The organism is Dysosmobacter sp. (assembly GCF_052306735.1).
Classification (GTDB): domain Bacteria; phylum Bacillota; class Clostridia; order Oscillospirales; family Oscillospiraceae; genus Oscillibacter.
The window spans coordinates 1-11395 of record NZ_DAWBAJ010000059.1 but is presented as its reverse complement, the minus strand read 5'-3'; the positions used below and the strand labels follow the sequence as shown (position 1 = coordinate 11395).

The window sequence follows — 11395 nt, the reverse complement described above, 5'->3', positions numbered from 1 at the left end:
TTCGCCATCGGCCCCATGGTGATGATGAAGTTCGTCTCCAAGACCACGGAGCCTTACGGCATCCCCACCACCGTCTCCATGAGCCCCATCATGATCGACGGCACCGGCATGTGCGGCGGCTGCCGCCTGAGCGTTGGCGGTGAGATGAAGTTTGCCTGCGTGGATGGCCCCGACTTCGACGGCCACAAGGTGGACTGGGATCTGGCGGTCAAGCGCAACCAGATGTACCGGGAGTATGAGGCTCACAAGTATGAGGAGACCTGCAACCTGTTCAAGAAGGAGGCCCAGTAATCATGGCCAATATGTCTTTAACGAAAAATCCCATGCCCTCTCAGGATCCCAATGTCCGCAACAAGAATTTTGATGAAGTGGCGCTGGGCTACACGGAGGAAATGGCCATCGATGAGGCCAAGCGCTGCCTGAACTGCAAGAATCCCAAGTGCGTCAACGGCTGCCCCGTGAACGTACATATCCCCGAGTTCATTGCCAAGGTGGCTGAGGGCAAGTTCGATGAGGCTTTCGGCGTCATTACCTCCACCAACAGCCTGCCCGCCATCTGCGGCCGTGTCTGCCCCCAGGAGAACCAGTGCGAGGGTCAGTGCATCCGCGGTATCAAGGGCGAGCCGGTGGGCATCGGCCGCCTGGAGCGGTTCGTGGCGGACTATCATAACGCCCATGGCCACAAGGATGGCGCTCCTGCCCAGCCGGAGAAGAACGGCCATCGCGTGGCCGTGGTGGGTTCCGGCCCCGCAGGCCTTACCTGCGCCGGCGACCTGGCCCGCAAGGGATACGATGTCACGGTGTTTGAGGCACTGCATCTGGCCGGCGGCGTGCTGGTTTACGGTATCCCCGAGTTCCGTCTGCCCAAGGCCATCGTGCAGAAGGAAGTCTCCCGCCTGGAGTATTTCGGCGTGAAGGTCATGACCGACACTGTGGTGGGCCGTACCATTACCGTGGATGAGCTGATGGATGAGATGGGCTTTGAGGCCGTGTTCATCGGTTCCGGCGCCGGTCTGCCTATGTTCATGAACATTCCCGGCGTCAACTACAAGGGCGTTCTGTCTGCCAACGAGTTCCTGACCCGGATCAACCTGATGAAGGCCTACAAGCCCGACTCCGATACCCCCATCATCCACCCCAAGAAGGTGGCCGTGGTGGGCGGCGGCAACGTGGCTATGGACGCTGCCCGCTGCGCCAAGCGCCTGGGTGCCGAGGTATACATCGTCTACCGCCGGGGCATGGAGGAGCTCCCCGCCCGTCGTGAAGAGGTGGAGCATGCCGAGGAAGAGGGCATCATTTTCAAGACACTCAACAACCCTGTGGAGATCTTTGCCGACGAGAATGACAACGTCAACAAGATCCGCTGCATCAAGATGGAACTGGGCGAGCCTGATGCTTCCGGCCGCCGTCGTCCCATTGAGATCCCCGGCAGTGAGTTCGACATCGATGTGGACTGCGTCATCATGGCTCTGGGCACCAGCCCCAACCCCCTCATTAAGTCCACCACCAAGGGCCTGGAGATCAACAAGAAGGGCGGCATCGTGGTCAACGAGGACGGCCTCACCTCCCGGGAAAATGTCTATGCCGGCGGCGATGCTGTCACCGGCGCGGCTACCGTCATCCTGGCCATGGGCGCCGGCAAGACCGCTGCCAAGGCCATCGACGAGGCTCTGAGCAAGAAGTAAGCCTTTTTAAAGAGAAAAAAGAGACGGACTATGTCCGTCTCTTTTTTTGCGCTCTGCCTGCAGAAATGGGAAAATGGGGATTTGTGTCAAATGATTTCCTGAAACTGGAGAGCTTGTCACTATTTCGAGTGAATTTGTTTCCAAAATGACGTTTACTTTCCCGGTGAAGCCTTGCTACAATCTGGGGCACTGCCGGGCAAGGAGGAAAGTACGATTGGTCCATAACGGCAGGAGGAGGAGAAAATTCCCTCTTATAGTCTGCAAAGACTGCGGGAGATTCTGTATTTGATTGATTTCGAAAGGATGTACTGTTATGAAAAGAATGATTACTTTTGCACTGACACTGTGCCTGGTGCTGTCCCTGGCGGCCTGCGGACAGAAGGACTCCGGCAAGCAGGAGACTGCCGACAAGGATCAGACCACGGTGGAAGAACAGGCAAACCAGCCTGCGGAGAACGAAACGGATGCCGCCCAGGACGGTGAGGCGGACGCCCAGCAGGATACCCAGACCATCAACGGTATTGTGAACCGCCTGGATGATTATCTGGTGCTGCTGGATGAGAACGGCGACTATCACACCTTCGATTACGGAGTCGATGTGGATCCCTCTAAGCTGGAAGAAGGGGACAAAGTGATGGTGACTTATAACGGCACGCTGGATGGCGATGAATCTCCGGTGGCTGTGTCCATCGACAAGGTGGTTTCCTGAGAAATGAAAAAGGACAGGACACATTTGTGCCCTGTCCTTTTTGAGTATCCAGGTCTCAACCTTCGCCGAAGAACAGCTTCATATCGTCTTCCACGGTACCGATGCCGGAGATCCCGAAGTTCTCCACCAACACCTTGGCCACGTTGGGGCTCAGGAAGGCGGGCAGGGTGGGGCCCAGGTGGATGTTCTTCACCCCCAGGTACAGCAGGGCCAGCAGCACGATGACCGCCTTCTGCTCGTACCAGGCAATGTTGTAGACGATGGGCAGATCGTTGATGTCCTCCAGTCCAAAGACCTCTTTGAGCTTCAGAGCGATCACCGCCAGAGAGTAGGAGTCGTTGCACTGGCCGGCGTCCAGTACCCGGGGAATGCCGCCGATGTCCCCCAGATCCAGCTTGTTGTACTTGTACTTGGCGCAGCCGGCGGTGAGGATCACCGCATCCTGAGGCAGGGCCTTGGCAAACTCCGTATAATACTCCCGGCTCTTGGCGCGGCCGTCACAGCCGGCCATGACCACGAACTTCCGGATGGCGCCGGACTTCACCGCTTCCACAATCTTATCAGCCAGGGCGAGCACCTGGGCGTGAGCAAAGCCGCCCACAATTTCGCCTTGCTCGATCTCCTGGGGAGGCGCGCACCGCTTGGCGTGGGCAATGAGGTCGGAGAAGTCCTTTTCCTCCCCGATGCCGCCGGGGATATGCTTGCAGCCGGGATAGCCCGCCGCACCGGTGGTGTACAGGCGATCCTTGTAGCTGTCCTTGGGAGGCACGATGCAGTTGGTGGTCATGAGGATGGGGCCGTGGAAGGATTCAAACTCCTCCTTCTGCTTCCACCAGGCGTTGCCGTAGTTGCCTACAAAATTGGGATACTTCTTGAAGGCGGGGTAGTAGTGAGCGGGCAGCATCTCAGAGTGGGTGTAGACGTCCACGCCGGTGCCCTGGGTCTGCTCAAGGAGCATTTCCAGATCCCGCAGGTCGTGGCCGGAGACCAGAATGCCGGGATTCTTTCCTACCCCGATGGAGACCTTGGTGATCTCGGGATTGCCGTAGGCTTGGGTATTGGCCTTATCCAGCAGGGCCATGCCAGAGACACCGTGCTTGCCCGTCTCCAGGGTCAGGGCCACCAGATCGTCGGCGGTCAGATTGTCGTCCAGAGTGGCAGCCAGGGCACGCTGCAGGAAGGCGTCCACATCCTCATCGTCCTGCATCAGGGCGTTGGCGTGTTTGGAGTAGGCGGACAGGCCCTTGAGACCGTAGGTGATGAGTTCCCGCAGGGAACGGATGTCCTCGTTCTCCGTGGACAGCACGCCTACGGTTTTTGCTTTTTGCTCCCAGTTGTCGGAGCCATCCCACAAAGCGGCCTGGGGCAGGATGCCGGCGTCCTTGACCCGGGGAAGCAGCTTCTCTTTCACAGCCAGCGTGGTGCGAATGCGCTCCTCAATGGCAGCCTTGTCGAAGTTGGCGTTGGTGATGGTGGTGAAGAGGTTCAGGGTGATAAGGTGGTTGACTTCTCCCTCCACACTCTCCCCCTGGGCCCGCAGAGCCGTGGTGACGGCGGATAAGCCCTTGGTGACATAGACCAGCAGATCCTGCATGGCTGCTACATCCGGCTGCTTGCCGCACACGCCCACGCGGGTGCAGCCGGAGCATCCGGCGGTCTCCTGGCACTGATAGCAAAACATGTTGTGTTCCATTTGTGTTCCTCCATGATCCGTGCGCAAGGGCAGGAGCCCCTGGTCGCAGTATCGGGTGATTGATACGCAGTATAGTATAGATTGTCCCAAAAGTACGTTGTTTTTACAACGAATAACACGGAAAAATCTGGACTGATTGGTCTGAGAACAAGAAGCAAAAAATATCCGCCGCAGGGAAACTACCTGCGGCGGACAGATGGAACACAGTTACAGATCTACCACGGTGACATCGTGACCGGTGGAGGGGAGGAATTTTTCCAGAATATCAGAGGTTTTGAGCTTCAGGCTGCTGGTACAGATGCAGGGGTGGCAGCTCATATACTCCGCCTGATAAACCTCCCGCTCCATGAGAAAGCGGACGGCGTGCCCGGTATCGTTCATAAGGCCCAGCACTGTGGCGGAGCCGGGGGTGCAGTGGAGAAGGTTCCACAGCTCCTCCTCCGGGGCGAAGGACAGACGGGCGGAGCCGATCTGGTGGCTCAGGTCCTTGGTGTGAAAGGGCTTGTCCGGCCCCATGGCCAGCAGATAGAACTGGGTTTTCTGGCGGTTGCACAAAAAGAGGTTCTTGCAGATGGGCATGCCCAGGATCTTGCTGACCTCGGCGCATTTTTCCATATTGTCGGCAGGTTCACTGGACACCCGGTCATAGTCGATCCCCAGCTTTTCCAGCGCTTCAAAAGCTGCTTCCTCCTGGGGAAGCAGCGGGCCCTCCGGACGGGTGTTGTGAAAGAGAGGAGAGATGTCCATGGTTCACGCCTCCGATTGCAGAAGTTTTTCGCCGGCCCGGTAGATATCCCCGGCGCCTACGGTCAAAATCAGGTCTCCGGGCTGGGCGATGGAGCGCAGCTGCTCTGTTACCTTATCCAGGGTGGAGCAGTATACAGACCCCGGGATGTTGCGGCACAGGTCTGCGGAGGAGATCCCCAGGGTGTTCTGTTCCCGGGCGGCAAAGATCTCCGCCAGAATGGCCACGTCCGCCTGCTTCAGCTCCTCCACAAACCGGTCAAAAAGCTTGGCGGTGCGGGTATAGGTATGGGGCTGGAAAGCCAGGATCAGCCGCTTGGGATTCATCTTGCGGGCGGCAGTCATCAGGGCGTGGAGCTCGTCGGGGTGGTGGGCGTAGTCGTCGTATACCTGGGCGCCGTGATAGGTGCCCTTGTACTCAAAGCGGCGCCCGGCGCCTGTAAAGGAGGCCAGCCCCTCTTCCACCGCTTTGCCGGGGATCCCCAGCACGAAAGCGGAGCTGGCGGCAGCCAGCGCATCCAGCACGTTGTGCCGGCCATAGAGCTGCAGGTCTACGTGGGCGTAGAATTCACCCTGGATCATCACATCAAAGCTGGGGTGGCCGTCCTTTTCCACCAGATTGGCAGCAGTGCAGTCGGCGGGACGATCCAGGCCAAAGGTGAATATCGGACGCCCCAGATCTGCTAGGGCTTCCATAGCACCGTCGTTGTCGGCGTTGGCAATGATGTGCCCTACCGGAGGTACCAGCTGGGCAAACTTACGGAAGGAGTGCTCGATATCCCGCAGATCCTTAAAAAAGTCCAGATGGTCTTCCTCTACATTGAGAATCACCGCCACCGTGGGATAGAAGCTCAGAAAGCTGTTGCAGTACTCGCAGGACTCCATGATGATGGTGTCCCCGTGGCCCACCCGATAGCCGGCGTGGAGCAGGGGCAGTGTTCCGCCGATCATCACCGTGGGATCTGCATGGGCGGCCATAAAGATATGGGTGCACATGGAGGTGGTGGTGGTTTTGCCGTGGGTGCCGGATACACACAGCGCATTGGGATAGCGCTGCATGATGGCGCCCCAGGCCTGGGCCCGCTCGTAGACGGGAATGCCCCGGGCCACGGCGCCTGCAATCTCCGGATTGCCGTCGTGGACGGCGGCAGTGCGGATCACCAGGTCACAGTCCCCCAGGTTGTCGGCGTTGTGGCCGATGGAGACGGGGATCCCCATGGAGCGCAGGTGCTTGACGGTGTCGCTGTCAGTCATGTCGGAGCCCTGAACCCGCAGGCCCATACCCTGAAGGACCTCCGCCAGAGGGCACATGGATACACCGCCGATGCCCACCAGATGCGCCCGCTTTCCGGGAACCAGATAGTCGCGGATGGGATTGGGATTGTTCATCATGAAGCGGAACTTCCTTTCAAAGCACTTGCCGCGTTGCAAAGACGGCCAATGCGTTGTATAATCATTAAGCAATTTATTATAGTACGGGAAAAAGAGAAATGCAACCGAAATGAGGGGGATGATGTCTTGAAAATTCCAGAATCTGCTGACCGGGTCATGGAAGTGCTGGAGTCGGCAGGACATCAGGCATGGTGTGTGGGCGGCTGCGTGCGGGACAGCCTCCTGGGGAGGGTACCGGAGGATTGGGATATTACCACCGACGCCCTGCCGGAGGAGACCCTGGACCTTTTCGGAGAGCAGGCAGTCCCCACGGGACTTCGCCACGGCACCATCACTGTGCGGACAAAGACCGGCGCCATCGAGGTGACCACTTTCCGGGTAGACGGCGCGTACCGGGATCACAGGCGGCCGGAATCTGTTTGCTTTACCCGCTCCCTGGAGGAGGATCTGCGGCGGCGGGACTTCACCATCAATGCCATGGCGACGGATTGCCGGGGAGAGCTGCGGGATCCCTTTGGAGGGAGAGAGGACCTGCGGCGGCGGGTACTGCGGTGTGTGGGTGAGCCCGGGCAGCGCTTTGGCGAGGACGCCTTACGGATCCTCCGGGGCATGCGGTTTGCGGCTGTGTTGGAATTTTCTATTGAGGATCGCACGGCCGAGGGGCTGCATGCGTGCCGGGAATTGCTGGGGGAGATCGCCCCGGAGCGTATCTGGAAGGAGCTGCTGGGACTGCTGACAGGAGTGGATGCTGCCGCCGTGCTGCGGAGATTTCCCGATGTAGTGGGGGTGTTCTGGCCGGAGATTTCCCGGATGGTAGGGTTTCCCCAGAACAATGTCCACCACTGCTACGATGTGTGGGAGCATACCCTTCATGCTCTGGACGCTGTGCCTCCGGAGCCGGAATTGCGGCTGACCATGCTCCTCCATGATATTGGAAAGCCAAAATGCTTTACAGAAGATGCGGAGGGGAACAGCCATTTCCACGGACATCCCGCAGTGAGCGCCGCCATGGCGGAGGAGATGCTCCGGCGCCTGCGGGCGGACAACGCCACCCGGGAGACAGTGGTACGGCTGGTAGCGTGGCATGACCGGAATATCCCCCGCACAGAGGAGGGCGTGGCCAAAGCCTTGGGAGAGCTGGGGGAGCGGGATCTGCGGCGGCTTTTCCAGGTGAAGCGGGCGGACAATCTGGCCCAGGCTCCGGCATTTCGGGCTACCCAGGCGGAGATCGATAAGGCCCAGGCCATCCTGGATCACCTGCTGGCTGAGCATGCCTGTGTTTCTTTAAAGCAACTATCTGTAAAGGGAAATGACTTGCTTGGTATTGGCCTGACCGGTAGAGCCGTGGGGAAGATGCTGCAAGCGCTTTTGACAGCAGTCATGGAGGGAAATGTCCCTAATTCCCGGGATGCACTGCTGGATCTGGCACGGGAACTGTCCAGGCCGTGCCCGGAGCAGTCGTCAGCCTATTCTGCCGGCGAATCTCTGTGACGATCCTTTATCAAAAGACGAATGAATGGAACAGGCGCCCCGCACCGGGAAATGGTGCGGGGCGTTTTTTACACAATATCAGGCAGCTGGCGCAGGTCGTGGATGATGTAGTCAATGCGGAGATCTGCCGGGGCGGGAAGCTTGCCCGGATTGAACCAGCAACAGGGAAGTGAGGCGTTGTTGGCACCTCGGATATCGGTAGCCAGGGAGTCTCCAATCACCAAGACATTTTGATGGTTTGTTCCGGGGATCCGGGAGAGCGCATAGTCATAGTAGGCTTTGTCGGGCTTGGAAGCGCCGGCCTCCTCCGAAATAAACGCATCGGTAATAAGATGGGCGAACACACTGCCCTGCAGGCGGCTGCGCTGGACGGAGGCCACGGCGTTGGTGGCGATGTAAAGCCGGTGGCCGCGGTTTACCAAAAGACGGCATACCTCTTCTGCGTGGGGAAGCGGATAGACCCCGGAGCCCAGTGCTGCCAGATAGTCCCGGTTGGCTGCGGCAGGATCCCGATCCAGTCCCAGCGCCCGGAAAAACCGAACAAACCGCTCCAACGTGACGAATTCCTTGGTAACTTCTCCCCGGTCGAAGGCGTCCCATAGGACCCGGTTGATGTCGTGATAAATCTGCCGCACTTCCGGAGTGTCAGGGACGTCGTGGGCGCGGCACATGGCGGAAAAGGCCTGGCTGGAGGCCTTGGGAAAGTCGAAAAGGGTATCGTCGGCATCAAACAGCAGATAGGGAAACCGCATGGAACCGTCAACTCCTTAGTCTATGATGGGATGTTTTATTCTAGCATCTTTTTCCCCGCCGGGCAATCACGCGTTGGATGTGTCGCCCATAAGATAGTGCGAGGGGGGATATGGATGGGTAAATGTTTTGGCGTGATCGGAGGCGACCGGCGTCAGGCGGAACTGGCCCGATTACTGGAGGCTGACGGATATCAGGTTCAGACATATGGACTGGAGGCCTGGAGGGGGAACGGTGTTTCTCTGGAGCAGGCGGCGTCCGCGGAGGTCATCATACTGCCGCTGCCTTTGTGCAAGGGCGACGGCGTTCTCAACTGCCCGGATGCACCGGTGCCCACGGCAGAGCTTTTTCGCCTGCTGACGCCCCGACAGCTGGTACTGGCCGGACAGGTTTTACCGGGACAGCAGAAAGAGGCCGAGGAGCGGGGGCTAACCCTTGTGGATTACTTTCGGCGGGAGGAAGTGACAGTTGCCAATGCCGCCATTACTGCGGAAGCCGCTCTTCAGGTGGCTATGGAGCATCTGGATCGGACGCTGCTGGGAACGGACTGCCTGGTGTTGGGCTTTGGGCGCATCGGAAAACTGCTGTCTTTCCGGCTCCATGGGCTGGGGGTGAAGGTGACGGCGGCGGCCCGCAAGCCGGAAGACCGGGCCTGGATCCGTGCTTTCGGCTGGAAGTCCCTGGACATCAGAAACTTGGATGGCGAGCTTACCCCCTTTGGGGCCGTGTTCAACACGGTACCCTCTCCGATCCTGGAGAAAGACCTGCTGGCCCAGCTTCCGGCGGAGTGTGTATGCGTGGATCTGGCGTCTCACCCGGGTATTGATATCCACGCCGCTCAATCGCTGGGACTGGATGCAGTCTGGGCGCGGTCTTTGCCCGGCCGGTTGGCTCCCGCGGCGGCGGCAGCGGTACTTCGGGATGCGGTCTATTACATTTTAAAAGAACGAGGTGACCCTGTGTGAGAAAGGAACGGGTGGGATTCGCGGTATGCGGATCCTTTTGTACCCATCAGCAGGTGTTGAAAGCACTGGAGGCGCTGGTGGAGGAGTATGAGACGGTGATCCCCATCGTCTCGGAAAACGCTGCGTTCACCGATACACGGTTTGGAACCTCCGACGCCCTGATGGAGCGGCTGGAGGAATTGACAGGCCATGAGGTTCTGTGCGACATTCCGTCAGTGGAGCCTATCGGCCCCAAGGGACTGCTGGATATTCTGGTGGTGTCGCCTGCCACAGGCAATACGGTGGCAAAGCTGGCGGCGGGAATCACAGATACTGCCGTTACCATGGCAGTAAAGGCCCATCTGCGCAATGGCCGGCCTGTGGTGATCGCCTTGGCCAGCAACGACGGCCTGGCGGCGGGAGCTCGGAACATCGGAGAGCTGCTGGTGCGCCGAAACTACTATTTCGTCCCCTTTGGCCAGGATAACCCAGAGGGAAAACCCTCCTCGCTGGTGGCGGATTTTTCCCGGATTCCAGAGACCGTGGATGCGGCGCTGCGGGGAGAGCAGCTTCAACCGGTACTACTATAATATAATAGATAAAAACAGTGTGCCCAGGGGGAAGGTGCGTTTTGTATCTGCTCCCTGGGTTTCCTTAATGGGAAAGAAACGCGATTGTTGGAATTGCTTATGGAAATTTTCATAAAGCTATGTTATGATGACCAAAAACACGTCCCTGACTTTGTGAGGGACGGAGAGAGAAAGGATTTTTGAGGTATGTGTCAGCCTTATGTAATTTTAACAGAGTCTTCCTGCGACCTGACACCAGAACTGGTGGAGCAGGCCGGGGTGGAAGTGCTGCCGCTGTCCTTTACCATTGACGGCAAGAATTACCCGCATTACCCGGATGGGCGGGAATACCCCCTGGATCAGTTTTACAACCGGATGAAGGAAGGGGCGGTGGCAGTCACCGCTGCTGCCAATGTAGCCGAGCTGTCGGATGGAATGGAAGCACACCTGCGTCAGGGGAAGGACGTGCTCTTCCTCTGTTTTTCCTCCGGCCTTTCCAGCACTCGGGATGCCTGCGCCATTGCGGCGGGGGAACTTCAGGAGAAGTATCCCGATCGGAAGATCTATACGGTGGATACACTGGCGGCTTCCGGCGGGCAGGGACTGTTGGTGCTGCTGGCAGGCAGAAAGCGGCTTACGGGTGCCACGATTGAGGAAGTGCGCGACTTTGCCGAGCAGATCAAGCTTCATATCGGACACTGGTTTACCGTGGATAGCCTGACCTATCTCAAGCGGGGCGGACGCGTTTCTCCTGCTGCGGCTGCGGTGGGGACTATGTTGAACATCAAACCGGTGCTGCATGTGGACAACGAGGGACATTTGATCCCGGTGGAGAAAGTCCGGGGAAGAAGGGCTGCCATTCGGGCGCTGTTCCGCCATATGGAGGAGACAGCCATTCCCAATCAGGAGACGGTACTGGTGTGCCATACCTGCTGCCGGGAAGAGGCGGAGGGATTGCGGGATCTGGTACAGGAACGCTTCTCACCCAAGGAGATTCTGATTACGGATGTAGGACCCATCATTGGAGCCCATACAGGTCCCGGCTTGATGGCACTGTTCTTCGTGGCCAAAGAGCGCTGATTTTAGCTGAATCTTTCTCGCCTATAGAATGTATATAGATTGTACTGACCTCCGCAGGGAACCTTGTCCGTTCCTTGCGGAGGTTTGTTGATTAAAAACTGCCGGTAAAAAGTAAAAATGACGAAAGAGATGGAAAAGAATAGAAAAATCAATAAGAACAACTTATACTTATTATATGGATATTAACCAAACTGCAAGAGAAAAGGCCAATCAGCGCCACTTTTGGAGGAGAGATAGAAAAAGTAAACAAATAGTGTAATGTAGGGTTGACTTTCCACGGTTTGTTTGGTATTCTAACAAAGCTGTCGGCGCGGTGGAGACTGCGCCAGAGAGTGGGA

General features: G+C 58.1%; 11 protein-coding genes. 7 read left to right on the top strand and 4 right to left on the bottom strand.

Annotated elements, in window-relative coordinates; translation table 11 throughout:
* From ACT67G_RS11020 to ACT67G_RS11010, 3 genes are all read left to right on the top strand, one after another.
* Nucleotides 1-291: iron-sulfur cluster-binding protein (locus tag ACT67G_RS11020; RefSeq protein ID WP_443664266.1), on the top strand; the 291-nt coding region annotated here is incomplete at its 5' end.
* Nucleotides 292-293: 2 nt separating this feature from the next.
* Nucleotides 294-1685 carry an NADPH-dependent glutamate synthase gene (gltA, locus tag ACT67G_RS11015; protein WP_326215614.1) on the top strand — a complete coding sequence of 464 codons (1392 nt, stop codon included), beginning with the start codon at nt 294-296 and terminating at the stop codon, nt 1683-1685.
* A 313-nt stretch (nt 1686-1998) separates the two neighbouring features.
* Nucleotides 1999-2394, top strand: a complete 396-nt coding sequence (locus ACT67G_RS11010; RefSeq protein WP_443664265.1) for an LptM family lipoprotein — start codon at nt 1999-2001, stop codon at nt 2392-2394.
* A gap of 55 nt (nt 2395-2449) precedes the next feature.
* Here the strand turns inward: ACT67G_RS11010 and hcp are convergent, their stop codons facing one another.
* The 3 genes from hcp to murC form a co-directional block, all read right to left on the bottom strand.
* Nucleotides 2450-4087 carry a hydroxylamine reductase gene (gene hcp, locus ACT67G_RS11005; RefSeq protein WP_325247436.1) on the bottom strand — a complete coding sequence of 546 codons (1638 nt, stop codon included), beginning with the start codon at nt 4085-4087 and terminating at the stop codon, nt 2450-2452.
* Between the two features lie 207 nt (nt 4088-4294).
* Nucleotides 4295-4834, bottom strand: a complete 540-nt coding sequence (locus ACT67G_RS11000) for a prolyl-tRNA synthetase associated domain-containing protein (RefSeq protein ID WP_325247437.1) — start codon at nt 4832-4834, stop codon at nt 4295-4297.
* Between the two features lie 3 nt (nt 4835-4837).
* On the bottom strand, nt 4838-6223 hold the full coding sequence (gene murC, locus ACT67G_RS10995; RefSeq protein WP_443664264.1) for a UDP-N-acetylmuramate--L-alanine ligase: 1386 nt from the start codon (nt 6221-6223) through the stop codon (nt 4838-4840).
* Between the two features lie 126 nt (nt 6224-6349).
* Here murC and ACT67G_RS10990 point away from each other — a divergent pair, with 126 nt between their 5' ends.
* Nucleotides 6350-7714, top strand: a complete 1365-nt coding sequence (locus ACT67G_RS10990; protein WP_443664263.1) for a CCA tRNA nucleotidyltransferase — start codon at nt 6350-6352, stop codon at nt 7712-7714.
* Between the two features lie 68 nt (nt 7715-7782).
* Here ACT67G_RS10990 and ACT67G_RS10985 read toward each other — a convergent pair whose 3' ends face one another.
* A complete protein-coding gene (locus ACT67G_RS10985; protein ID WP_326216729.1) occupies nt 7783-8466 on the bottom strand; it encodes a YjjG family noncanonical pyrimidine nucleotidase in 684 nt (227 codons plus the stop codon).
* 114 nt (nt 8467-8580) lie between these two features.
* Here ACT67G_RS10985 and ACT67G_RS10980 point away from each other — a divergent pair, with 114 nt between their 5' ends.
* The 3 genes from ACT67G_RS10980 (at nt 8581) to ACT67G_RS10970 (ending at nt 11057) form a co-directional block, all read left to right on the top strand.
* On the top strand, nt 8581-9429 hold the full coding sequence (locus tag ACT67G_RS10980) for a dipicolinate synthase subunit DpsA (RefSeq protein ID WP_325247441.1): 849 nt from the start codon (nt 8581-8583) through the stop codon (nt 9427-9429).
* A complete protein-coding gene (locus ACT67G_RS10975) occupies nt 9426-9998 on the top strand; it encodes a dipicolinate synthase subunit B (RefSeq protein WP_443664262.1) in 573 nt (190 codons plus the stop codon). Before ACT67G_RS10980 ends, ACT67G_RS10975 begins: the two co-directional genes overlap by 4 nt.
* Nucleotides 9999-10184: 186 nt before the next feature.
* Nucleotides 10185-11057: a DegV family protein gene (locus ACT67G_RS10970; protein ID WP_443664261.1), complete on the top strand. Its 873-nt coding sequence runs from the start codon at nt 10185-10187 to the stop codon at nt 11055-11057.
* The last annotated feature ends 338 nt before the right edge of the window (nt 11058-11395 follow it).

Bases quoted from the DNA above. Each gene is read 5' to 3' on its own strand.
- gltA (WP_326215614.1), top strand. From the start codon at position 294: ATGGCCAATATGTCTTTAACGAAAAATCCCATGCCCTCTCAGGATCCC.
- ACT67G_RS11010 (WP_443664265.1), top strand. From the start codon at position 1,999: ATGAAAAGAATGATTACTTTTGCACTGACACTGTGCCTGGTGCTGTCC.
- hcp (WP_325247436.1), bottom strand. From the start codon at position 4,087: ATGGAACACAACATGTTTTGCTATCAGTGCCAGGAGACCGCCGGATGC.
- ACT67G_RS11000 (WP_325247437.1), bottom strand. From the start codon at position 4,834: ATGGACATCTCTCCTCTCTTTCACAACACCCGTCCGGAGGGCCCGCTG.
- murC (WP_443664264.1), bottom strand. From the start codon at position 6,223: ATGATGAACAATCCCAATCCCATCCGCGACTATCTGGTTCCCGGAAAG.
- ACT67G_RS10985 (WP_326216729.1), bottom strand. From the start codon at position 8,466: ATGCGGTTTCCCTATCTGCTGTTTGATGCCGACGATACCCTTTTCGAC.
- ACT67G_RS10980 (WP_325247441.1), top strand. From the start codon at position 8,581: ATGGGTAAATGTTTTGGCGTGATCGGAGGCGACCGGCGTCAGGCGGAA.
- ACT67G_RS10970 (WP_443664261.1), top strand. From the start codon at position 10,185: ATGTGTCAGCCTTATGTAATTTTAACAGAGTCTTCCTGCGACCTGACA.